This window comes from Winkia sp. C0117E2 (genome assembly GCF_056590455.1).
The window spans coordinates 1-22,902 of the sequence record NZ_JBWPWD010000001.1 but is presented as its reverse complement, the minus strand read 5'-3'; the positions used below and the strand labels follow the sequence as shown (position 1 = coordinate 22,902).

At 52.7% G+C, this 22,902-nt stretch carries 20 protein-coding genes and 1 tRNA gene; 6 read left to right on the top strand and 15 right to left on the bottom strand.

Features of this window, described 5'->3' with window-relative positions:
• Nucleotide 1: 1 nt before the first annotated feature.
• From pafA to AC1EKG_RS00085, 5 genes are read right to left on the bottom strand one after another with little or no spacing between them, the layout of a single operon-like run.
• Nucleotides 2-1,354 carry a Pup--protein ligase gene (gene pafA, locus AC1EKG_RS00105; protein WP_481067698.1) on the bottom strand — a complete coding sequence of 451 codons (1,353 nt, stop codon included), beginning with the start codon at nt 1,352-1,354 and terminating at the stop codon, nt 2-4.
• Nucleotides 1,351-1,527: a ubiquitin-like protein Pup gene (locus AC1EKG_RS00100; protein WP_004805393.1), complete on the bottom strand. Its 177-nt coding sequence runs from the start codon at nt 1,525-1,527 to the stop codon at nt 1,351-1,353. Before AC1EKG_RS00100 ends, pafA begins: the two co-directional genes overlap by 4 nt.
• Nucleotides 1,528-1,532: 5 nt before the next feature.
• A complete protein-coding gene (gene dop, locus AC1EKG_RS00095; RefSeq protein ID WP_004805395.1) occupies nt 1,533-3,083 on the bottom strand; it encodes a depupylase/deamidase Dop in 1,551 nt (516 codons plus the stop codon).
• Entirely contained in the window at nt 3,080-4,567 is a 1,488-nt protein-coding gene (arc, locus tag AC1EKG_RS00090) for a proteasome ATPase (protein WP_004805397.1), read from the bottom strand. Before arc ends, dop begins: the two co-directional genes overlap by 4 nt.
• Nucleotides 4,560-5,570, bottom strand: a complete 1,011-nt coding sequence (locus AC1EKG_RS00085; RefSeq protein WP_048707296.1) for a tRNA (adenine-N1)-methyltransferase — start codon at nt 5,568-5,570, stop codon at nt 4,560-4,562. Before AC1EKG_RS00085 ends, arc begins: the two co-directional genes overlap by 8 nt.
• 118 nt (nt 5,571-5,688) lie before the next feature.
• Between AC1EKG_RS00085 and AC1EKG_RS00080 the strand changes: the two genes are divergently transcribed.
• Nucleotides 5,689-6,501, top strand: coding sequence for a RecB family exonuclease (locus AC1EKG_RS00080; protein WP_160309230.1), 813 nt, complete (start codon nt 5,689-5,691; stop codon nt 6,499-6,501).
• Here AC1EKG_RS00080 and AC1EKG_RS00075 read toward each other — a convergent pair.
• Nucleotides 6,481-7,161 carry an HAD family hydrolase gene (locus AC1EKG_RS00075; protein WP_004805403.1) on the bottom strand — a complete coding sequence of 227 codons (681 nt, stop codon included), beginning with the start codon at nt 7,159-7,161 and terminating at the stop codon, nt 6,481-6,483. The genes AC1EKG_RS00080 and AC1EKG_RS00075 overlap by 21 nt on opposite strands.
• A gap of 36 nt (nt 7,162-7,197) precedes the next feature.
• Here AC1EKG_RS00075 and AC1EKG_RS00070 point away from each other — a divergent pair, with 36 nt between their 5' ends.
• On the top strand, nt 7,198-8,115 hold the full coding sequence (locus AC1EKG_RS00070; RefSeq protein ID WP_040314831.1) for an aldo/keto reductase: 918 nt from the start codon (nt 7,198-7,200) through the stop codon (nt 8,113-8,115).
• Here the strand turns inward: AC1EKG_RS00070 and AC1EKG_RS00065 are convergent.
• The 8 genes from AC1EKG_RS00065 to AC1EKG_RS00030 form a co-directional block, all read right to left on the bottom strand.
• On the bottom strand, nt 8,102-8,419 hold the full coding sequence (locus AC1EKG_RS00065; protein WP_004805408.1) for a hypothetical protein: 318 nt from the start codon (nt 8,417-8,419) through the stop codon (nt 8,102-8,104). The two genes, AC1EKG_RS00070 and AC1EKG_RS00065, sit on opposite strands and share 14 nt — an antisense overlap.
• A 15-nt stretch (nt 8,420-8,434) precedes the next feature.
• The gene (locus AC1EKG_RS00060; protein WP_004805410.1) at nt 8,435-9,529 is read right to left on the bottom strand and encodes an FAD-dependent oxidoreductase; all 1,095 of its coding nucleotides are present in this window, start codon (nt 9,527-9,529) and stop codon (nt 8,435-8,437) included.
• Nucleotides 9,530-9,615: 86 nt separating this feature from the next.
• Nucleotides 9,616-10,632, bottom strand: a complete 1,017-nt coding sequence (locus AC1EKG_RS00055; protein ID WP_004805412.1) for a GNAT family N-acetyltransferase — start codon at nt 10,630-10,632, stop codon at nt 9,616-9,618.
• Between the two features lie 52 nt (nt 10,633-10,684).
• A tRNA-Leu gene (locus AC1EKG_RS00050) sits at nt 10,685-10,772 on the bottom strand.
• Nucleotides 10,773-10,818: 46 nt separating this feature from the next.
• On the bottom strand, nt 10,819-13,959 hold the full coding sequence (locus AC1EKG_RS00045) for an error-prone DNA polymerase (protein ID WP_481067697.1): 3,141 nt from the start codon (nt 13,957-13,959) through the stop codon (nt 10,819-10,821).
• Nucleotides 13,960-13,991: 32 nt separating this feature from the next.
• Nucleotides 13,992-16,172: a DEAD/DEAH box helicase gene (locus AC1EKG_RS00040; protein WP_040314685.1), complete on the bottom strand. Its 2,181-nt coding sequence runs from the start codon at nt 16,170-16,172 to the stop codon at nt 13,992-13,994.
• Nucleotides 16,173-17,019: 847 nt separating this feature from the next.
• The gene (locus tag AC1EKG_RS00035) at nt 17,020-18,576 is read right to left on the bottom strand and encodes a DNA polymerase Y family protein (protein ID WP_004805417.1); all 1,557 of its coding nucleotides are present in this window, start codon (nt 18,574-18,576) and stop codon (nt 17,020-17,022) included.
• Complete coding sequence (locus tag AC1EKG_RS00030) at nt 18,573-18,854, bottom strand: hypothetical protein (protein ID WP_048707295.1); 282 nt, start codon at nt 18,852-18,854, stop codon at nt 18,573-18,575. The genes AC1EKG_RS00035 and AC1EKG_RS00030 overlap by 4 nt, the downstream gene beginning before the upstream one ends.
• Nucleotides 18,855-19,125: 271 nt before the next feature.
• Between AC1EKG_RS00030 and AC1EKG_RS00025 the strand changes: the two genes are divergently transcribed.
• Nucleotides 19,126-19,656, top strand: a complete 531-nt coding sequence (locus AC1EKG_RS00025; protein ID WP_004805421.1) for a YbhB/YbcL family Raf kinase inhibitor-like protein — start codon at nt 19,126-19,128, stop codon at nt 19,654-19,656.
• A 15-nt stretch (nt 19,657-19,671) separates the two neighbouring features.
• On the top strand, nt 19,672-20,133 hold the full coding sequence (locus AC1EKG_RS00020; RefSeq protein WP_040314687.1) for a tRNA (cytidine(34)-2'-O)-methyltransferase: 462 nt from the start codon (nt 19,672-19,674) through the stop codon (nt 20,131-20,133).
• Here AC1EKG_RS00020 and AC1EKG_RS00015 read toward each other — a convergent pair.
• Entirely contained in the window at nt 20,130-20,552 is a 423-nt protein-coding gene (locus tag AC1EKG_RS00015; protein WP_004805424.1) for a hypothetical protein, read from the bottom strand. The genes AC1EKG_RS00020 and AC1EKG_RS00015 overlap by 4 nt on opposite strands.
• Before the next feature lie 156 nt (nt 20,553-20,708).
• On the opposite strand from AC1EKG_RS00015, the gene lpdA reads away from it, so the two are divergent.
• Nucleotides 20,709-22,085 carry a dihydrolipoyl dehydrogenase gene (lpdA, locus tag AC1EKG_RS00010; protein WP_004805427.1) on the top strand — a complete coding sequence of 459 codons (1,377 nt, stop codon included), beginning with the start codon at nt 20,709-20,711 and terminating at the stop codon, nt 22,083-22,085.
• A gap of 17 nt (nt 22,086-22,102) precedes the next feature.
• On the top strand, nt 22,103-22,902 hold an 800-nt coding region (locus AC1EKG_RS00005; RefSeq protein WP_285463682.1), incomplete at its 3' end, for a biotin/lipoyl-containing protein.

Here is a 22,902-nt window from a genome sequence, read left to right as displayed (position 1 = left end):
GCTACCCTTCTATATCGCAAATTAGTTGGTCAACGCGGTCATCCTGAGTTTTGAGTGGATCACCCAGTCCAATTGTGCCGTGTGAACCGTCATCCAGGCGAAGATGCGACCAGTCGGCTGAAAGATCTCGCCGCATCGCTTTCGCTGCTCCAATTGCGGCTCCGCGCAAACAAGCTCGGGTAGTTTTCGGAGGAGCCACCTTCGCTGCCTGCACTTTTTCTTCAGTCACAACCTGACTAAGCAATCCTTTTCGCACCATTACCTGCCCGATTCCAGCATCAGTTATGTCATGGTATGCCAAATCTAATCTGGCAATGACTGGTGAAGACAACGGTAATTTGTGGCGAGTGCTGGCCCGCTCAAGGAGTGCTTTCTTGGCTACCCAATCTATGTGGGTGCGCAGAGGTTCCAAATCTGACTTTGCAAGGCAGGTCAGCACCTTGTCCCATAACGTCAGAATATCCCTAGCTTCTGGGGTATCAGACTGATCCGCCGCAGCCGCATAGTCAAGGAAGGAACGCTGCACATCGAGGGCGTTCATTGCCTTACCGGTACTCATTTCAAACTTTTCAGTTGCCGTTAGGTCATGGTTTATCTGTCTGATTGCGCGCATGGGATCAGAGATCTCGAGAGCATCAATCTTCACCCCTTGATCAATCGCATTTAGGAGCAAGTGAGTCATGCCTACTTTTAGCCAAGTAGTTGTCTGACACACATTCGAGTCTCCAACAATGACATGCATGCGTCGATATAGGTCAGAATCGGCAAGAGGCTCATCACGGGTATTAATTATTGGTCTAGACCTGGTAGAAGCAGATGACACAGCATCCCACATGATGTCTGATCTCTGCGAAAACGCGTATTGCCCCTCGGCACTCAACCAGCCTGCCCCGGTAAGAATCTGTCTGGTTACAAAAAACGCAACTAACGAATCGGCCATCGCTCGAAAATCGGCGCGCCTGTGCAACATATAGTTTTCGTGGCACCCACACGAGTTGCCCTCAGAATCCAGATTGTTCTTGAACAGGTGGATTCGACCAGGGATACCTTCGCTAGCAAATTTCTTATTCGCTGCCGCGGCCAAATCGGACAGCATACTAGTGCCCGCTTGATCCTGAGCGACCAGATCGGCCAACCGATCACACTCAGCAGTGGCATACTCAGGATGCGCACCTACATCTAGGTAGAGTCTTCCTCCATTTTCCAAGAACAGATTGGTGGATCTGCCCTTCTCCATTAAAGGAGCGAAGAGTTCTCTTGCAGCGTGTTCAGCGTCAAGAGGTGGTCTGCCGCCCTCAGTGGAAGCACAAGTAATGCCATACTCGGTTTCTATACCGATAACTCTGCGAGTCACTGTCCGCCCTTTTGCACAAACCCCTGGACGAAGGACTGGGCATCAGTAGCCAGTACGGAGTCGATTTCGTCTAGCAGATCATCGATCCCCTGGTCATTTTGCTGTGCGGAGACATGAATCTGTCCGCCCTCTTCTGCGTTTTCGTCTTTGCCACCGTAAATCTGTTCTTGCATCGAAACTATTTTTCCTTCCTCATTTTGGCAATGAATCCCTCAGCTTCACCCCGGCGAGCAGCTTCTACTGCTTCTTCGTTGTCTCGCTCATCTGGTTCGGGTAGCCGCATGCGCAGTAGCTGTTTTCCACCGGGATCTATTACAAGACTGCCCCAAGATCCTTTTATAACTTGCACTAGGCCGCGCACAGCATGGCCCCGCAACCTAGCTCGTCCCTCGCTCGGCGGCTTAATGGCAGCTTCTTCAATCTGCGACTCAGTGAATAGGTGGTCAACTCTCTTGCTCATCTTGTGGGCAAGAGACATTCCCGGCCTCAAATCGGACCACTGCAAATCCATCGCCGCTAAGACGGGATCATCCCAGTCAGTGTTTCTGCGCTTGCGCATTGCCTCCATTAGGTTGTATTTGGCCACCCATTCGACTCGTCTGCCAGCAAGTTTTCGGTCAGAGCGAAGATCTTCAAGGGTCTCAACCCAGAGGTCGTGTATTTGCTTATTTTCGCCCTCCAGCAGTCCGCGCTTAGAGAGTGCCTCCCCTATTAGTTCGGCAAGAGTTAGCTGGTGTTCAACCGGGGTCAACTCCGCACCAGACCGAACTGGGATTCGCATGTCCAAACCCAAGTTATGCGAAATTGCAGCAGCATACGGAACCGGGTCGCCGCTGATCCCTATTGCTTCAAGCTCTAGGCCGCCTCCCCCGCTTTCAAGATAGCTCAAGACTAGAGAGGTAGTTCCTAGCTTCAACAAGATGGAGTAGTCCAGCATGTTGGCATCTCCTACAATTACGTGCAGGCGACGCCACTTATCAGCGCTAGCATGTGGCTCGTCACGAGTATTAATAAGCGGCCGATTAAAAGTAGTTTCCAAGCCAACATCGTTCTCTATGTAGTCTGCCCTCTGAGAGATCTGGAAACCAGGCTTGCTAGAGCGTTGCCCAATCCCCACTCTTCCAGCACCGCAAATGATCTGGCGCGTCAAGAAATGCGGTAGCAGCACCTCAATTACGTCTTCGAACGGGACTTCTCGTTTCAGACAGTAGTTCTCATGGGAGCCATAGGAGGCACCTTTACCATCTACGTTGTTCTTGTAAAGAGCAAGGTTCTGTCCGTCTCGTTCAGCCTGGAGTATGGCCTTGCGAGCTACCGCTTCCCCTGCTCGGTCATACAGAACCGCCTCCCTTACAGTGGTAGTTTCTGGGGAGGAATATTCGGGATGGGCATGGTCAACATACATTCTTCCGCCATTTCCCATCGCGAGGGCGGGCGCCCTCACTAACTTCCTCTCGGCCTCTGAAGGCCGTGCCAGGTATTCAAAATCTCCGCTGGGAGCTGGCCGAAGCGGATCGTCAGTTAGTTGAGAGGGGTGGGCACTAGCTCTATCTAGCCGCATTCCTCTCATGTCATTTAGAGGATCTTCTCCGGCATAGTCCCAATCAACGCCAACTCGCGAAGCCTCACGGTAAGCATTTACGGCCGCAGCTGAAAGAGCGATGGCGCCAGCATGCGGATCCGTTGGATCACTTACCCCATATTCGGTCTCTGTTCCGATTAGCCTCATTGGCCCTCCCACGGAATTATCTTAGTGACCTTTGCACCGAACATACCCATCCATTCTTCGGCTAGTGCAGCTCCTCCCATCTCACGGGCAGAAGATACTTGCTCTTGGACGGCTGCTCGAATGTGAGCGGCGGTCATTGCCTGCCCTTTACCGGCCAACGCGTCTTTAATTGCCAACCGTTTGGCTGCTTCGACAACGGCAGCGATGGTTGCTCCCGTTACGGTATCCGCCAAATAAATCTGTTTACGAGGTGCAGACGAGGTCTCCACGGCAAATATTTCTGTACGCTCAGACTTGTCGTAGAGCAGTTCCATAGCGAGCTCTCGCAACTTAGCGACGGGCTCTTGCGATGGCAGCGAGTCGGGAAGATGGATCCGCAAAATCTCGCTGGCACCCTGCTCGCTGGGTCGATCAATCCGAATATGGACGTCCAATCTACCAGGGCGTAGAACTGCCGGATCAATCATGTCTTCCCGGTTCGAGGCCCCGATAATAATGACATTATCGAGCGATTCCATCCCATCCATCTCGGCGAGCAGCTGGGGCACGATCATAGTTTCTACGTCAGAAGAGATACCGCTACCTCTGGTTCTGAATAGTGCCTCCATTTCGTCAAAGAAGATCACCACAACTCGACCGGAGTCCGCAAGAGAGCGAGCCCTGGCAAACAATGCTCTGATCTGCCGTTCAGTTTCACCTACAAACTTGTTCAGCAATTCTGGACCTTTGACCGACAAGAAGCAGGCTGGCTCCTTAGCACTGCCAAGTGAATTAGCCACGGCTTTCGCGATCAGAGTTTTACCGCATCCCGGAGGACCGTACAGCAAAATTCCTCTGGGTGCCCTAAGCCCGAAAGACGTGTACAGCTGGGGATGCTTGAAAGGCAGTTCGACGGCATCTCTCACCCGCTCAATTTGATCGTCTAATCCCCCAATATCGGCGTAGGTAACGTCTGGAATTGAAGGAGTTAGCAGCTGCTCTACGTCCTCTCGAATCAACTTCTCGAACACTGTACCTGCGTTCGCGTCGACGAGCACGGAGTCTCCTGAGGTAATTCCTCCATGCCGCAAACGGCCTGCCAAGACCAGAGTTTTTTCTCCCCCAGTGCTTGTGGCAACCACAACTCGAGAGCTTGGCAAGGTTTCGCGAACCGTAGCCACTTCGCCCTCGGCTGGATAGCCAAGCGACCCCAGCACGATAAGATCCTCGCTCAATCGGACTCTCATCCCCACGCTCAGCTCCGTTGGGTCTACTGTGGGCGCATATCCGACACGCAGTTGCTTTGCTCCTAAACGCACTTCCAACTCATCAGATTCTATTGCCACCAACGTCGCAATCTGAGCCGGGGGCTTCGTTATCTGCTCCAGCTGGCTACGCATCATTGCGAGCTGCCCCCTGGCAGCATGTAGCGCTTTGGAAAGACGACCGTTCTTTTCGGTTAGCGAAACGATCTGCCTATGCGTATCACTTTCAGCCTCACTCATGCGGATCCTCCAATCCCGCCAGCTCTGCTCGGCGCATTAGGTCTCGCGTTACCTTCCGGACTTTCTTATCTGCAATGGTGCGTTCCCCAAGATCCTTAGCTTCCCAGGTGTCAACGTGGTCCCACTGGCCCCCCTGTCCTTTCGCAGCTGGTGCTGGCCGTAGTCCCCGACGTGGTGGCTTCTGTCCTTGCGCCAACGTGCGAGCGGTAATTAGGAAACCGGTGTGTCCCACCATGGAATGCTCCGGACGTACTGACAGCCCTTCGACATGCCATTGCCTCTCCGTCGTTTCCCAAGCGTGCACCGCAACCCACTTCTGCTGATTCTTCATCGCTTCTATGGTGCGTGACATCTGTGTAACAGTAGCTATGTAAATACAAAGAACTCCGCCAAAAACCAGCGCATCGTAAGCGGCAGGTAAGCACTCCCACGGTGCCAGCATGTCCAATACGACCCGGTCCCAACAGTGACTTCCCAAAGTGGGGGCAACCTGTTCAAAATCTCCTACTTGAACGTCCCACGCCGGATGACGGTAACCAAACCACATATCCGCATTAGCTTTCGCGATGGTGGCAAAATCCTGACGACGTTCGATAGAGGTTAGCTTGCCGTCAGCCCCAATGGCGCTCAACAGTGACATTGACAGCCCGCCCGAACCTACACCGGCCTCTAGCACGCGGGCACCCGGAAAGATGTCAGCGTATTGCACAATCTGAGCGCAATCTTTCGGATAAATGATGGTAGCCCCACGCGGCATAGAAAGAACGTAGTCCTTCAATAGAGGGCGAAGGGCCAGAAATTCGGTTCCCTCTCGTGCCGTAACTACTGTGCCTTCAGGCTTTCCGATTAGGGCAGAATGCGGGAAGGAGCCCCGAGAGGAATTGAAGAAACCCTTCTCACTAAGTTGAATCGTGTGCAGCCGACCCTTCGGATCGGTCAGCTGGACAAGTTCCCCAACCTTAAATTGTGCACGGGCTCTGTGCTGCACCTTCTTTGACTCCATTGCCCCATCGTATCTGTGGTCGGTAAACCTTTCGAATTAGGAACGCCCAATATTGTTTTTTATAGGGGCTAAGGCGGCCCGAACGCCATATGACATACAGCTGCGCTAATTTATGACCATGAGTTCTTTTGCCCTATCTCCTTCGCGCGCATTGGATTTCGTATCTTGTCCTCTGAAGTTCCGCTATCGAGCAATCGACAAGCTGCCTGATCCACCTTCTGAAGCAGCTTTGCGTGGCACCCTGGTACACGCAGTGCTCGAGCAGATGTATAAGCAGGCTCCAGAGGGGCGTACCCAGGAGCATGCGTTTTCTTTACTGGGACCGGAATGGGAAAAACTGTCTCAGGAGGAGTATGCAAGGCAAGTGGTGCCTACCGAGGCAGCTGAACAAGAACTGCTAGAAGTATCCAGAAGCCTGTTACAAAGCTACTTCCGCATTGAAAATCCACAATTGCTGGCGCCAGCAGCCATGGAGCAGTTCATCCGCACAAAAATTGGCAATCTTAACGTCTGCGGATTCATAGACCGTGTCGATTTATCGCCCACTGGGCAGGTGCGGATTGTAGACTACAAAACCGGCAAATCGCCCTCTGTTCGCTTCCAAGACGACAAGATCTTCCAGATGCTTTTCTACGCCATGATGTGGCAATCAGATCGAGGGGCACTGCCTGCTAGGTTGCAGCTAATCTTCCTAAAAGATGGCAAGGTACTTACCATCGATCCCACCCCTCAGCAGGTCGAGCAGATGCAAGAACGCGTCCTTGGAATCTGGAACCAGATAGAAACAGCTGCAAGACAACATGCATTTCGGCCTCGTAGATCACCGCTGTGTAGATGGTGTGCTTTTAAAGATTATTGCCCCGCCTTCGGAGGAACGGAGCCACCTCAGCCCGAGGACGCAACCGCGCACCTACTCAGCGCTGCTGATTAAAGCTCGTGCTGCGTCCAGATCAAGACTGCTTAGCGAATCTAGATATGTGATCCCCTCGTAGTCGTCGATCTTCGCGACTCCTTTGACAGCCACGACCTTCGCGCCCGAGGCAATTCCAGCCTGCAAACCCGAATTAGAGTCCTCAACAACGATGCACTTCTTAATATCAATCCCTAGTTTTTTTGCAGCCGTCAAATACGGTTCCGGGTCCGGCTTACAAGACTGCACCTCATCGCCTGCCACCGTGGCAACAATCGTCTTGTCCGGCGCATCCTTGGCAACTGCCTCTACCAAAACAGCCGGGCTAGACGAAACGATACAGATTGGCACTCCAGCGGCAGCGAACTCCCGGAGTCTCTCGCGAACTCCTGCGATCCATGGAGCACCTGAGCGTTCGTAGTGTCGTTCCATGTTCGAAATTATCTGATTGGATACTTCCTCGGCAGAAGCCTCAATCCCCGTCTGATCGATCATTATCTGGGAGGCCACACGGATTGCTTTTCCAACTAGCTGCTGTCCGTCGCGGTCTTGCCACACCTTTCCATAGGCATTCATAGTTTCCCGTTCCGAGGCTATCCAGTAGGGTTCCGAATCAACTATCGTGCCGTCCATGTCTAAGAGCAGACCTGCAATTTCAGTGGTGTTCGCCTTCTGTGTCATGGCCCTATGGTATCGATCTCGCGTAAGCTTGCAGATATGGACTATCGGTTTGTAGGTAAATCCGGGCTGCGCGTTTCCACCCTTGGACTCGGAACACTGAATTGGGGCCGAGACACCGACGCCGCCGATGCTGCCAGCTGCTATGACCTTTTCCGGGAAGCCGGGGGAAACTTTTTCGATACCTCACCCGGATACGGCGCCGGGCTTGCTGAAAAAACATTAGCCCCGTTAATAGCTGGGGAACGGGACGAGGTAGTAGTTGCTACAAAGGTCGGAGTAAATGCTGGGAGAGTTGATGCCTCTCGCGGATCTATTTTCTCTTCGTTGCGCGCTTCGCTGAAACGTCTTGAGACCGATTATGTTGACCTGTTGCTCGTACAATCTTGGGATGATTGTGTACCAATTAGCGAGACTCTAAGTGCACTCGCAACTATCCAGCAGACAGGGCTGGCTAGATATGTCGGTTGGTGCAATCTACGTGCCTGGCAGTTCGCCTACCTTGCCGCCCGTAGCCCAATTCCACTTGTGTGTCTACAGAATGAGTATTCACTTCTCAATCGCGATATAGAGGACGCAGCCATCGATGCGCTCGATTTCTCAGGCGCCTCCCTACTGGCTTGGGCACCGCTGGGAAGAGGAGTATTAACTGGCAAGTATGCTACCTCTACCCCTCCCGATTCGCGGGCTGCTGCAAAACATCTTGCTGGTTATGTCGCTCCTTACTTAGATGAGGCTTCACGCCGCAAAGTTGATGCCGTTATCACTGCAGCAAATGGACTAGAGAGGTCGCCAGCCGAAGTCGCTCTAGCCTGGGTACGCGACCGCCCGCAGGTATCATCTGCGATTGTGGGGGCACGAACCCCCGCTCAGCTACAGATAGATCTGCGGGCGGACACTTTGACGCTGCCAAGACAAATAGAAGAAGCCCTGGCAGACGCCACTAGTCATCTATAGAAAACTCTTCGAACTCGTTTTCATCGTCGTCGAAGTAGTCCTCTTCGTCCTCTTCGTCATCGTCGAGCTCATCATCTAAGCCGTCATCATCTTCATCGTCGTCTTCTTCATCATCAACGATGTCCAATGGCAGCTCTGCCTCGTAGGCAGTGAAGAGCGCGTTGTCGTAACGGAAAAACGCATCTTCAAGAGCGCTCTCGGCTTCATAGACCTGATCCGAATCGGGATCGTTGTCACGGGCAGCATTGAAGTGCACCCTCAAAGCATCAATCAGGCGTTCCAATTCCAATGACGGATCGGGCATGATAACTCCTTAGTTTTACTGCAGATGCAATTGATTACGGACCATAGAAACCATCAAGTCAGTACCCTTGATGTCAGCCGTTTCGCGGGGACCGACCACTTCTATGGTCCCATCCCTTGTGACCAACTGACTTGCACCACCATCAGGACCTAACGGCAGAATAACCCATTCCTTGCCAGGCTCGTAAGACGTAGTCATGTTCTGCCCAGCGATCAAATCACGAATATTGGAAATAACTACCCGTGCGTGAGCCCTTGCAGCATCTGCACGTTTGGATTCCTTCACATCCGTAATGTCACCGACCGCGAAAATGCCCGGATGATCTTTTACCTGCAAGTGCTTATCCACATTGATCTGCCCATTGGGTCGCATCACATTGCCGAAGCTCGAAACCAAGTAATCGGAGTTAGTGCGAGCCCCGTAACACAAGAACCAGATGTCGCCCTCGATCTTCTGGCCATCGACGGTTTCAACCTCGAATGGCGATAGAACACCCACGTCAGAACCAGGCATATACGCCAACGGAGATCCCAATACCAGACGCACGCCACGTTCGCGCAGCTGACCAGTAATGGTGTCGCGGAGTTCGTCGACATAGCCCGGAGTGCCTAGGATCGTGTCAGCCTTGTCTACCATGACGATTTCGGTATCGGGGAAGTTAGACGAGATTTCCCCGGCAAATTCCACGCCTACGGTGCCGGCGCCAACCAGCATCACGCGACGTGCTCGGGCCAAATTTTCGCGTGTCTGGCTGAGGCGCGCCTTTGCAACCTCGGATTCAGTCACGTTGTATTTGGCTGGGTATGGGTAAGACGTACCCGTAGCCAGTACCAAATAATCCGCCTCAATCGGCTCATGACCCGAAACGTACACCGTATGCCCATCGACACGCTGCACGGTACCGTGCACGACATTCCCGTTAGACACAAGCTTCGAGTACGGCATGAAGATGGTATGTCCCCACCCCGAATCAACAGCAGCCCTGAGGGCAGCCGCGTGATGGACGAACTGATCCCTCTTCTCGATTAGTGTGACGTCAGCTACGTCATCAAGACCACCAGCAACAGTGATGCCGCCGTAGCCACCACCAATCACCACAACTTTGGCCATAACCCCTCCAAATATGTATCTAACTCGCCTACAAGTTTAGCGAACAAGATGCCGCACAGGCACCCGGAAGTCCTATGTTTTTGTGCCTAGAGCTCGGCAGAAAGTCCTTGTGCCAGGCCACGCGCGATATTTGGTACGAAAAATCCCGGCCCTTTAAGTACTTTTCCGTCCTCTCGGTAGATAGGTTTGCCGTCCTCGCCCAACTTAGACATGTTGGAAGACTGCACCTCAGCTAAGACTGCAGGGAGGTTGATACCGCATTCCAGCGCCATGCCGTAGATGACATACACCAAGTCAGCCAAAGCATCAGCGCTCTCGATGATGTCACGCTCGCCATCGTCTGCCGCTACTGCTTCTTTCACAGCATTTTCAAGAATTTTTCCAGCGGACTTGCCATAAACCGCAGTAACGAGCTCCGTTGCCTCTTCCAGAATGAGGGACATCCTCATATGCACTCGCGAAGGTCGATCCACCGAAGGAGTGTCAGTTTGAATTGGGAGTCCGTATACCTGATGGAATTGGCGAACCAACGCCTCCGGATCCCTGGAATCGGGAAGAGCCTGAGCGCCGGAGCCGCTCCAGGGCGCGACCGGGGTACGTGCATCATCAGCAAGTAGGGAATATACCCATACACCATCCGCTTTCCCAACTCCCCGGCGAATTCCCTCGTAGGTGAATCCGTTACGCCAAGCGACTTTACGGGATGCCCAATTCCCCTTCTCTGCCTTCCACTCGACGCGCCTTGCGCCAGTTGCGAATATCTCATCTAATGTCAGATCCAGAGCTTTATCTATGTAGCCATTGCCTCGTACACTTTTAGCTAGCCACGTGCCGGCTTCATAGCCATCGGCAGTTTTTCGATACTCGAAAGATCCCACAATCGGGCCATCTGCATGCTCACGAATGACCCAGGAGGCCCCACCCTCCTGCCACACCCTTGGGATGTAAGTGTTAATCCAATACCGGGCGTCGGCCTCGCCATATCCTTCAGGCACGGTGGTCCATTTACTAATGGAAGGATCAGAAAGAACCTGCACAAGTTGGGGAATATCTGCCTCGCTAGGCTGATTTAGAACAATTTTGCCAAAGATCTCTGACTGCATCCTGCTCTCCCGGTAATACAAGAAAACCCCGGCGAACCGGGGTTATTCCTAGTGCGCGGAGGGGGACTTGAACCCCCACGACCGTTTAAATGGTCACTAGCACCTCAAGCTAGCGCGTCTGCCTATTCCGCCACCCGCGCAACAAGGAAAAACTTAGCACACATTCGACGCCTCACACCAATCCGCTCACCTAAAATCCCGCGAATGGACTGGAACAACATCTAAAATCTGTACCAACTTATTCGCTACCACCGCTACTACTCCATCTCCTTTTTCTATTACTCCCCTCACAACTAGAGCGTGCGAAGTAGTCGCTACCTGCCGATATCTTTCCCAAAGCCCTGGCGAGCAGACCACGTTAGCAAGTCCGGTTTCATCTTCTAAAGATAAAAATGTGGTTCCTCTCGCAGTATGGGGTCTTTGCCGATGAGTGACCAATCCCCCAACCCAAACTTGATCGCCATCTGCACGCTCCGACAACTCTGCAATTGGATAAACACCCCGCTTCGTCATTTCTTGGCGCAAAGGACTGAAGGGATGAGTAGACAGCGAAATGCCCATAGTCGACATGTCTGCAACCATGCGTTCTTCAATCCCCATTCTTTTCAACTCCGGCACCGATACCACTGGAGTTGTTCCCGGCAAATACGGCTGATACTGGCCTTTCCTTGAAATTGGGTTAGCCACAGCAGCGGCGGCCCACATAACCTCGCGCCTAGAAAGTCCCGTAAAAGACAACGCTCCTGCCTGCCCCAACGCCTCAATTACACTTGCCGGAGCTCCGCTACGCTCAGCAAAATCCCGCAGAGATAAGTAAGGACCAAAAAGGTCTCTCTCACTCACGATCCGGTTGGCCCAGAAACTCCCCACCCCTTTGACTGCTTCAAGGCCCAGGCGTACTAGTCGATCTGTGCGCACATCCAGTTTGACTGGTGACGTATGCAGATCACGACCTATAGAACCTTTTTGCACTGTAGGACCGGTTTGAGACACGTTGCAGTCTGGCCCGCCCACAGCTACCCCATGTCTTCTTGCATCAGAGATCAGCGACTCCGGAGAATAAAAGCCCATTGGCTGGGCACCCAAGATTCCAGCGTAAAAGTATTCTGGATAGTGCACCTTGAGCCAAGCGGAAGCATACACAATATAGGCAAAGGAAAAAGCATGCGATTCGGGAAAACCAAACTCGGCAAATCCGCGTAACTGAGAAAAAATTTTTTTAGCTACGTCCTCGCTAATGCCCCGCTGTTCCATCCCCGAAAGAAGTTCTGGTTCCAGAAGTTCCATTTTTTCTACAGATCTTTTTGCCCCCATAGCCTTTCGCAGCTCGTCAGCACGAGCGGGACTAAGACCTGCAGCATCTACCGCGATCTGCATCAACTGCTCCTGAAATAGCGGCACCCCCAACGTCTTTTCCAAGGCTGGTTTCAAAAGAGGATGAAGGTAAGTCACCTCTTCTCTACCATTCCGCCTATTTATGTAGGGATTGACGGCCTGTCCCTGAATAGGTCCGGGCCGAATGAGGGCCACCTCCACGACTATGTCGTAAAAATTGCGCGGCTTCAGTCGGGGCAAGGTGTTCATCTGCGCTCTAGACTCAACTTGAAACACGCCCACGGTGTCAGCACGCTGCAGGAGCTCATAAACGCGCGGATCTTCGGCAGGCATATTGTGGAGCGCAAGCGGTTTCTCCCTTTGCTCGTCCTCTTGAATTGCGTCAAAAGCTAGCCGCAAAGCAGTAAGCATGCCGAGCCCAAGTAGATCAAATTTAACCAAGCCAGCATCCGCACAATCATCCTTATCCCACTGCAACACAGACCGATCTTTCATTGCAGCCCACTGCACAGGACATACCGAGGTTAAGGGCTGGCGAGTAAGAACCATCCCTCCAGAATGAAGCCCCAGATGTCTAGGCAGTTGTAATAACTGATCAGCCATCTGCGCCACATCCTGAGGAATTCCTTCTGCGCGAGTAACCTTCTTCCGTTTCCCCCCAAATGCATATTTTGTCCAAGCGCTTGCCCTGCCCACCGGATGGCCGAGCGCTCTGGCGGCGTCACGCACCGCCGAACGGGGACGATATGTTTGAATTGCAGCGACTTGCCCAGCATGATGGCGACCATAGGTGGCATACACATACTGGATAACTTCCTCACGCCGTACAGCTTCAATGTCCACGTCTATATCGGGAGGCCCAGAACGAAGCGGAGAGAGGAATCGCTCGAACATCATCTTGTTGGCAACGGCGTCCACGGCAGTAATACCCAAGACGTAACAAACTGCGGAATTTGCTGCGGACCCGCGTCCTTGACACAAAATATTTTTGCGTTTACAGAACTGGACAATATCCCAAACAATCAAGAAATATCCAGGAAAATCGAGTTTCTCAATTACCGCTAGTTCGTGATCCAACTGCGCATAAGCCTGCGGATTTTCCCTCTTTGAACCGTAGCGTTCTTGCGCTCCCAAATACGTTAAATGGCGTAACCAACTAGCTGGAGTATGCCCTTCAGGAACCGGAGGCCGAGGTAGATCAGGAGCTACCAACCTAAGATCAAACGCGCACCTCTCGCCGAAATACGCAGTATTCTCTACTGCCTCAATATGCATCCGGTGAAGCTGACCCATCTCGTTAGCAGAACGCAAGCAAGCCCTGGCTGCCGGCAGGAACCCCTGCGCCTCATCTAGAGTTTTATTCATACGGGTAACAGCTAACACGTCAGCTAGAGGGCGATCTCTCATGCGTGCACACCGGGCGGCAGTAGTAGCCACCAACCGCAAGGACTCCTGTTTTGCCAGTTGCGCAAGATAATCTGCCCACTCTGCTTCTCCGGATACTCCATAAAGAGTGCACTCCACAGCAATATTATCTTTGGGGAAAAGATCTTTTAGACGTCGCAAAGTAGCGCGATCTACGTCCTCCCCCTTCCCTAGTAATCCGTTTTTGGTGCCTGTAAGTATTACCGCTTCATCAGCTAATTGATCACTGAGCTGCCCCAACGTATATTGAGCTTTCTTACGCTCACCTAACGCCAAATTAGCCTTAGAAATAAGTTCACTGAGTGCACTGTACCCCTTAGGCCCACGAGCGATCACCGGAATACAAGCGCCTTCAACAGTTAGTTCTGCACCATACAGAGCATTTATCCCAACACGCCTACTTGCCATATTCGCCTGCACAGCCGCATACAGCCCATCCGTATCAGTGATCGCTATTCCTTCTAGTCCAAGCGTGGCAGCCTCTTCGACTAGGGCTGCTGGCGAACTAGCACCATCTAAAAACGAGTATGCCGAGTGAGCATGAAGCTCATAGTACGGAAAATACACCCCTCAAGAGTATCGAACACCTGTTCGAATGGCTAGTTGGCGATTCCTAGAATTTGCGCAATATCTGCAGTGTCCAAGTTCTGCCCGCTAGCTCCGAAAACCTGTCCAAGCAATTGCTGCTTTCGCTCTTTCAGCTCCATCACCTTCTGCTCCACAGTGTCAGTAGCTACCAGCCTGTAGACGTTTACCGGTTTGGTTTGCCCTAATCTATGCGCTCGGTCGATAGCCTGTTCTTCCACCGCTGGATTCCACCAAGGATCCATTATGTAGACATAGTCAGCCTCAGTGAGGGTCAATCCTGTTCCGCCTGCGCGCAAGGAAATACAAAATACTTGCGCGTCCCCTTCAGAAAATTGCGCTATTGCTCTCGGCCTATTGGTAGTAGCTCCGTCCAAGTAGGAGGTCTTCATGCCAGCCGCCTCAATTTGCGCCCTAACCCTCTTTAGATACTTGGTAAATTGCGAGAAAACCAGAGCTTTGTGGCCCGACGGAATAATCTGGCTCAGCTGCTGAATGAGCGCCTCTGTCTTGGCGGATGGCACATTCGCCTGTTCCTGCACCAAAGAAGCGTCAATTGCCATCAATCGAATCTTTGTGAGGGAGGAAAGCAGCGACACTCTTGCAGATGGATCATCTATCAACCCAAGCGCCTTAGACCGCTCGCGGGTAAGGAGTTTGTCGTAAAGATGCCGATGCTGATCTACGAGTTCTACTTCTAGGACTTGTTCACTCTTTGGAGGCAGATCAGTTGCTACTTCTTCCTTAGTCCGACGCAAGAAATGAGGCTCCACCCGCGCTCGAACGGCCTGCAAAGGTAATTCTTCCCCATCTTTTTCAACCGGCAATACTACTTTTGAACGAAATTGCCGCGCAGATGGCAACAGGCCAGGAAGCGCCAAGGAGGTCAGAGAATGCAGGTCAGACAGGGAATTTTCAATTGGCGTACCAGTAACGGCAAAACACCAGCCCACGTTCAAGTTCTGCAGGGCTTTAAAAGTGGCAGTATCAGAGTTCTTTACAGCCTGAGCTTCATCCAAAATCAAGCCAGCCCACCCAAGTTTGGCGTATCGCTCCGCTTCTAGACGAACCAGGGTATAGGTCGTAACTAGAATGTCTGCCCTCTGCGCCATATCCGATAAAGATTCATTTCTTCTCCGAGCAGTTGTCTGCACCGAAGCCACGTTTAGATCAGGCAAGAATCGTTCAGCCTCGTGAACCCAAGTAGCTACCACAGAGGTGGGGGCAACTACAAGCACTGTTCCTTCCGTTCTAGACAACTTAATTGCGGAAAGGAGCTGAACTGTCTTTCCAAGCCCCATGTCGTCTGCCAAAATTCCGCCCATGGCATTCTGCATTCTATGGGCCAGCCAACTTACTCCGTAACTCTGATAATTCCGCAGTTTCACCCGCAGCCCTGGCACTTCTTCCACTGGCCTTATGTCGTCGGAAATGCAGGGAACCTGTCCCATTGTGAAATCGCCAAGCTGACGCGCCCTCTTTATCCATTGCACATCAGTTTTTGGAATCAGCAGTCCTTCTTCCCCAGGACGCAATAACTTGGCTTCTTCGATCAAATCTCGCAACTTCTGCAGCTCGGGACCGGAAAGGTCTACCCAACGTCCATCTGGAAGACGAAGCGCGGGCATAGCAGAATCCAAGGCAGCAAAAAGTGTCCCCAGCGGAATCTCAGCATCTCCTATGAGTACACGAACTTTCAGATCCAGCCAATCTTTATTTGAAGTGCCCGCAAAGGTCACATGTATCTTTTCGTTATCTAGATGCGCCTCTTGAGCTGCCTCGTTGAACGATATTGAAATGCCAATATCTTCCAGAGTCGGAATAACCTGTCGCTTCCACGCCGCAAGTTCGGGAACGGTGAGCGTCTTTTTATCTATATCGGGAACAATCTGTTTTATTTGCTCCCACGTTTGGGTGAGATCGCTCGGAACGTGCAAGAGCTCATCCTCTTGAGTTTCCTCGGGCCACTCTTTGCGTAGCTTCCACGAAAGCGTTGCTTCGTCCTCGCTAAGATCTATTGCCAGCCCAATAGATACCTCGGCAGCGATGTTCAAGGCCATGGATTGGTCGGAAGAAAAAACCTCGTAGGCGAGCTTTAGTTGCGGTAGCCAATGAGACCTAAACTCCCCTACTTGTGCCTTGGGAATGGTTACGGGTTTTGCCGTATCTAGCCACCGCAACGGTCCAATAGTCATTCCGGAAAGAGATACCAATAAGCCTCTTCGTGGTAATAGGGCGCATGCCGGTCCTAGCCACACCTCTGGAGCTGGGTAAAATTCATCCTCTAATTGGAGACCTACTTGCAGCGTTAGCTTCTCTTGGGCGCGCACGTCGATTCCGCAATGGCCCCCCTGCACAAACTTCACGGGGCGTAGATCCTGCGCACCTACAAATATTTGCACCCCTCTCCCCAGCAACTCACGTAACGCTGGGATTGCGCCTGTCCCGAGTGAGATGAGGTTAAGTCCTGTTTGAGGGCGGGCCATATGCGCTTTTAGACACAGCTCATGCAATGCAGCAAGATGCGTTTCGTTCATTCCCGTCGGAATGGCAGCTCGGCTCGTCGAAGCAATCTGTCTCCAGTTCAGAGCCCGATCAGACCATCCTTCTTCTGACTTTCGAAGAGGTCGAAGTGATAGTCCTTTCTGCCGATTTTTCAAGTCAAAACAGACGGCAAGGCTGTCCCCTTCTTCGCCTATCGGGCTCGTGCCGGATAGTGCTTCCAGTTCTTCTTGCCAATTGGCTGAACTTAGACTGGACAGTAGCAGCGCTACCCCGTGCGCACACCATATTCCGTCTTCACATTCACAGTCCCAGTGAAGATGCTGATTAGGAAGGTTAATTTTGGGTATGGAGACAGTCACTCCATACGTCTTCCCGCTCTCGAAAACTTTGCCCGATACTGTGCCGTTGCCCCATTCTATTCGTGACACCCTGCCCGCTAACTCCGTAGCTTTTTGCCACATACGCGGTCCTACAAGTGCGAGTAGCTGCTCAAAAGAGACGTTTGCAACTTTCCCAAAGTTTCCGCTCATCCCGCTCCTAAGTCTTCCTCCCAATTTTACTTTGTTCCCAAAAACCGTCCACCCACCATTTTTTGTCTATCCACACTGCCAGCATGTCTATTCCTGCCGAACGCAAACGCAGATAAGTTCGTGGAGAACGCTCCGAAGCTGGCCCCCACCACCTATCCAGTACGGGATAGGGCCCTTCTACCCTTTGAATTGCCACGCTATTTCGCTCCCACCGTGCAACAACGGGATTAGCGCTAAGCGCCAACCTTGAGGTTATTTCTACCGCTCTTCCTGTTTCATCCACCAGAGTAAGCAATTTAGGCTTCTCTAAAATCCAAGCAGGGGCATGCCCTTGTAACTGACCGGGCCAGGGGCGATCCAAAGCATATTTAGGAGACCTTTCTTCTCCGACCGGAATTAGAGCTACACGGCTGCGCGGGTCGTAGCCTCCCTGCAGAACCGGGATTGTTGCACCCCGCGGCCCCAAAAGGGCCTGTATTCTGTGCGCTGCTGCCATGGCAGAGTCAGTATTTTTACCGCCAGCACTCCACAGCGCAGACTGTCGTGCAGTTAGTGTGAACAAGTCCACAGCTTCTAGAGTGATGCCCTGTACAGGCCCCGATGTTTCGCTATCAGTGCTGGTCCACGCCTCCAGCTGCCATTTGACGCGATCTGTTAAATCTTTTTCACCCCATCCGGGGTCAAGCATCCAGGTTCTTTGTAGCTCCTTTCCACGAGCGGCGGCAGCGGATATCTTTACTCGCGCACAGGTAAGGCCTTTCTGCTCCAAGGCTCGCATAAATCGCAGTATGCATATCCTTACTGTAAAGGCGGCTTGAGAGTAGCTACTTGCAGGCTCTTCACAGGGAACGCTCACGCTTACCCCTTGTTCCCCTCTTGCTGCAGGCTCTATTCGTATGTCTTTGCCGCTAGCTAAATCATGCAGAGCTAGGCCATCCATCCCAAATCGGGCTCCGACTTCGCGTCTACGCAGCTGCGCTAACTGCCCTAACGTTTCAATCCCGAATTTAGATAGTAGTTGTGCGGTTTTCGCTATTTCGGCCCCTCGTGCCCACACCGCTTCTTTTAGAGGACGGGGCGCCAAGTAATCACGTTCTTCCCCTTCTGGCACTATCACCTGTTCTCGGGCTGCCAGTATTGCACTCAGGGTTCCCGTTGCTATCCCTACTCGGCATTCCCACCCCCCAGCTTCGGCGATCGCTTCGGTCAGCCCCACGCATAGTTCTTGTTCTCCGCCATGCCACTTAGCGGCCCCCCTGGCGGGAGCAAAAAATAATCCTGGCCGCCAAGGCGTAACACCAGCCATTACACTTTCGGCAGCAATCAAGACAGGTTCAAATGTTTGTGTCAGTAGTTTTGAAGGAGAAACTTCTATCAGCTTCGGACAAAGAGACCGGGCCCATCTGATTTTTTGCCCGCTTTGCACCCCATATCTAGCCGCTGCTGGAGTAACAGTAACTATTTTGTTCGCGCTCACTACAGCTGCCGGAGCAGTAGATTCCAAATCCGCAAAAGAGGAGAACTGCCAGCCGGGCAGCCACCCCACACATCTACGCAGGCTCATCCGACCTGTCGCATTCTGGGCCAGTTTTCATCAGTCAAAAGTACGGTGTTACGAGCCCGCATACGCCCCCACAATGAGCGCTGTTGGCCAACGCTTAATGAAATTTTTCCTAACGCCACTACGTCCACACCATCGATCAGGGTTGCAAGTATCTTGGCATCCAGGCCAGTCCCAGAAGGTACTACCAGAATTCGACTCAGATCTATTCCTGCCTGTTCGGCAGCTAACCACCCCATGTCTGGAATCCCCATGACTCCAGCCCAGGCATGTTCTCCCATTGCCTTCGCTAAGTTACTCAGAAGCTTTTGTCTTCCTTGACCTAGGCGCGGTTGCCATCCTCTTTCTTGAACTGTCGGAGCTACCGCTTGCAATACCGCTCTAGCCTTGGCCAGTCTTTCTATCTGCGATGGCACGACTCCCCCTCTCGAACGCTTGTTCGAATATTGTAAGTCCTACCCCTGGCAACTATGACCGCTTTTTAGGCTCTGTGGCGTATACCCGAGCGCTTTCATACCATGAGAGGGAAGGCCAACTATTTAGGAGAAGAAAATGGATTTAACTCGCCCTCAGGCTCCCGCCCCCTATGACTTGATGCCCAAGACTCCCAGCTTCACTTTGACTTCCAAAAATTTACGTGAGGGCGAACCAATGCCAGCGGAGCATAGCGCTCCCGGAGGCAACGTATCTCCACAGTTAACGTGGGAAGGATTCCCAGAAGAAACAGAGTCTTTTCTTCTTACCTGTTTTGATCCAGACGCCCCCACTCCCTCTGGCTACTGGCATTGGGTAATAACTGACATCCCGGCTTCTGTTACAACACTCGAGGCAGGTATCGGCGAATCCGATCTTCGTCTGGAGGGGCCAGCGATGCACCTACGCAACGATGCCGGAGAACATTCTTATTACGGTGCTTACCCACCCGCCGGAGATGGACCGCACCGTTACTATTTCGCAATCACCGCTCTGGACACGCCTTCACTGGAATTAGATGAAGACACGACGCCCACCACAGCTGTATTCACCGCCAACTCGCACACGCTAGCTCGCGCGGTGCTGATGGCAACCCACGAAACCAAGTAGGTCTAGAATCTTAGGGTGCTTCACGTAATTTTTTTTGAACCTAGAATCCCCGGGAACACAGGGGCTGCAATCAGGCTATCGGCTTGCACAGGCTCGATGCTGCACCTGGTCGAGCCCCTGTGCTTCGACATGGACGACACCAAACTGAAACGAGCCGGCCTTGATTATCACGATTTGGCCCACGTGAAAGTGCACCCAAATCTAGATAGTGCGCTTGACGCGGTTCCCGGTAATGTGTACGCCTTCACTGGGCATACCAGCAATATGTACACCGATGTCCACTATGAATCAGATGATGGGCTTATGTTCGGCCCAGAGCCCACCGGACTTCCAGAATGGGCAATGGATCATCCGCGCGTAACAGAGCGAGTGCGCATCCACATGGTGGAAAATATTAGGTCGTTGAACCTTGCGAACTCAGCCTCCATAGCACTCTACGAAGCGTGGAGGCAGCTAGGTTTCCCTGGTGGTGTCTAACGCCCCACTAGGCGGCGAGGATCTGACCAGGCCAACCAGATAATTCCAATCAAGGGTAATAAGGCAGGAAGGTAGTAGAAATACTCCCCTGCCTTTTCCCATGCGAGAGCGACCGTAGTAGCTCCAGGTCGTGCTAACGCCAGCACACAAAGTAGTGCTATCAATTCCCCGACATAAGCTACCCAAGCAATCATGCGCATTTTTCTGCCATTGTGTATGAGGCCGAGTGCGCCAGCAGCGTATCCAACACTCGCCAGCAGGGCAGTAACGCGCACGGGGGCTTGCGCAACCTTGACGAATTCGGCTACTTCAACAGCTCCGATCCAAATAGTGATTGCGGCAACACAGAAGATTAATATGCGTGCCCACCCAAGAGATCTTGTCCTTGGGTCGAGTCGGTTCACACCTGCCGTATTCACTATTTTTCCTTTCGTTTCAGTCTCCTTAGGATACCCTGCGCTAGCGGATAACAGCGAAAAAGCTCTATTCTTTCCAGCGAGTTTTGAATAAAAGTGGGACAATAGACCCGAATGGCCACCGTTGGCCTCTCTTCAACAACGCCAAAGGAGATTAGCGTGAGCGAACCCCAGTACGACATTGTGATTCTAGGAGCAGGTAGCGGAGGGTACGCAGCAGCGCTTCGCGGTGCCCAGCTCGGCATGAAGGTTGCACTTGTCGAAGGCGACAAGGTTGGTGGCACGTGTCTACACAGGGGTTGCATCCCCACCAAGGCAATCTTGCACGCCGCAGAAACTGCAGACAATATACGCGAGTCTTCAAAGTTCGGAGTGAAGTCGAACTTTGAGGGCATCGACATGGCCGCATTGCACAAGTACAAGGATGCGACCATCGGCCGTCTTTACAAGGGATTGCAGGGCTTGATCAAGTCTCGCAAGATCGAATTGATCCAGGGCTGGGGCAAGCTGGTTGCAAAGGATACTGTCGAGGTAGATGGCAAGAAGATCACCGGCAAGAACATTATCTTGGCTTCCGGTTCCTATTCGAAGACAATTCCCGGGCTCGAAATTGAGGGACGGGTAATTACTTCAGAACAAGCTTTGCAATTGGATTGGGTTCCTTCTAAGGCAGTCGTCTTGGGTGGTGGCGTCATCGGAGTCGAATTTGCCTCAGCTTGGGCTTCCTTCGGCGCCGAGGTTACCATTATTGAGGGGCTTCCCCACCTCGTCGCTAACGAGGACGAAGCTATTTCTAAGGGACTCGAAAAGCAGTTCCGCAAACGTGGTATCAAGTTCGAGACCAACACCATGTTTGATTCGGTAACCCAGGATGATTCGGGAGTTCATGTAAAGACTCAGGACGGCAAGTCTTTCGACGCCGACCTATTGCTTGTTGCTATTGGTCGCGGACCTCGTACTGCTGATCTCGGATACGAGGAGCAGGGAATTAAGCTGGAGCGCGGCTTTGTCACCGTAGACCAGAACCTGCATACCGGGGTTGGCAATATCTATGCTGCCGGGGACATTGTCCCTGGCTTGCAGCTTGCCCACCGCGGGTTCGCCCAAGGTATTTTCTTGGCCGAACATATTGCCGGCCTGGATCCTGTCCCGGTAGACGAGAAAGGTATCCCGCGCGTCACCTTCTGTGAGCCTGAAATTGCCTCTGTCGGCTTAACCGAGAAGCAGGCAAAGGAAGAGTTTGGTGAAGACAAGGTAAAGGCCGTTGAATTCAACCTTGCTGGCAACGGTAAGTCTCAGATGCTGGCTACCGCAGGATTTATTAAGTTGGTCAGCGTCGAAGACGGTCCAATTGTTGGATACCATGCCCTTGGTGCCCGTATTGGCGAGCAGGTTGGCGAGGGCGAACTAATCATCAACTGGGAGGCATACCCAGACGATGTAGCAAATCTCATCCATGCTCACCCCACCCAGAACGAGGCTGTTGGCGAGGCCGCAATGGCGCTTGCCGGTAAGCCATTGCACAGCCACAACTAAGCGAAGAAGGAAACGAAATGTCTGAATCAGTGAAGATGCCCGCTCTGGGCGAATCCATCACCGAGGGCACTGTCTCTCGCTGGCTCAAGGAAGTCGGCGACACTGTAGAGGTGGACGAGCCTATCGTTGAAGTATCTACTGACAAGGTAGATTCCGAGGTTCCCTCTCCGGCTGCAGGCACCATCCTCAAAATCTTGGTTCCTGAAGACGAGACTGTCGATGTGGGAACCGAGATCGCAATCATTGGTGATTCGTCTGAGCAGGAAGAGGACTCCTCTGCTCCTGATGCATCTGGCCAGCAAGCCGATGCTCCGAAGTCTGAAGAGAAATCTGAAGGCTCGCATGCCGATGGTGAGTCGACTGATGTGAAGATGCCGGCTCTGGGCGAATCCATCACCGAGGGCACTGTCTCTCGCTGGCTCAAGGAAGTCGGCGACAAGATTGAGGCCGACGAACCGCTGGTCGAAGTATCTACCGACAAGGTCGACTCCGAGGTTCCTGCTCCGGTATCCGGCTACCTAGTAGAGATCGTTGTCCCTGAAGACGAGACCGTAGACGTAGACACAGTCATCGCCCGCATCTCTTCCTCGCAGGACGCTGCCCAGTCCGGCAGCACCGATGACATTCCTTCCTCCTCGAAGAAGGACGGAGACGAGACGATCGTACAGTGGGCTTACCCTCAGTCCGATGGTTCTTCCTCCAAGGAGGTCCCTGGGACCGCATCGGCCGAAGAGGCTACCGATGTGAAGATGCCGGCTCTGGGCGAATCCATCACCGAGGGCACTGTCTCTCGCTGGCTCAAGGAAGTCGGCGACAA

What these genes read in the sequence shown, in the direction of transcription:
- AC1EKG_RS00070 (WP_040314831.1), top strand. Translation starts at nt 7,198, where the DNA reads ATGGACTATCGGTTTGTAGGTAAATCCGGGCTGCGCGTTTCCACCCTT.
- AC1EKG_RS00075 (WP_004805403.1), bottom strand. Translation starts at nt 7,161, where the DNA reads ATGACACAGAAGGCGAACACCACTGAAATTGCAGGTCTGCTCTTAGAC.
- AC1EKG_RS00035 (WP_004805417.1), bottom strand. Translation starts at nt 18,576, where the DNA reads ATGAGCCTGCGTAGATGTGTGGGGTGGCTGCCCGGCTGGCAGTTCTCC.
- AC1EKG_RS00085 (WP_048707296.1), bottom strand. Translation starts at nt 5,570, where the DNA reads ATGGAGTCAAAGAAGGTGCAGCACAGAGCCCGTGCACAATTTAAGGTT.
- AC1EKG_RS00065 (WP_004805408.1), bottom strand. Translation starts at nt 8,419, where the DNA reads ATGCCCGATCCGTCATTGGAATTGGAACGCCTGATTGATGCTTTGAGG.
- arc (WP_004805397.1), bottom strand. Translation starts at nt 4,567, where the DNA reads ATGAGTGAGGCTGAAAGTGATACGCATAGGCAGATCGTTTCGCTAACC.
- AC1EKG_RS00030 (WP_048707295.1), bottom strand. Translation starts at nt 18,854, where the DNA reads ATGGGAGAACATGCCTGGGCTGGAGTCATGGGGATTCCAGACATGGGG.
- AC1EKG_RS00060 (WP_004805410.1), bottom strand. Translation starts at nt 9,529, where the DNA reads ATGGCCAAAGTTGTGGTGATTGGTGGTGGCTACGGCGGCATCACTGTT.
- AC1EKG_RS00025 (WP_004805421.1), top strand. Translation starts at nt 19,126, where the DNA reads ATGGATTTAACTCGCCCTCAGGCTCCCGCCCCCTATGACTTGATGCCC.
- AC1EKG_RS00055 (WP_004805412.1), bottom strand. Translation starts at nt 10,632, where the DNA reads ATGCAGTCAGAGATCTTTGGCAAAATTGTTCTAAATCAGCCTAGCGAG.
- AC1EKG_RS00080 (WP_160309230.1), top strand. Translation starts at nt 5,689, where the DNA reads ATGAGTTCTTTTGCCCTATCTCCTTCGCGCGCATTGGATTTCGTATCT.
- AC1EKG_RS00100 (WP_004805393.1), bottom strand. Translation starts at nt 1,527, where the DNA reads ATGCAAGAACAGATTTACGGTGGCAAAGACGAAAACGCAGAAGAGGGC.
- AC1EKG_RS00040 (WP_040314685.1), bottom strand. Translation starts at nt 16,172, where the DNA reads ATGACTATTGGACCGTTGCGGTGGCTAGATACGGCAAAACCCGTAACC.
- dop (WP_004805395.1), bottom strand. Translation starts at nt 3,083, where the DNA reads ATGAGGCTAATCGGAACAGAGACCGAATATGGGGTAAGTGATCCAACG.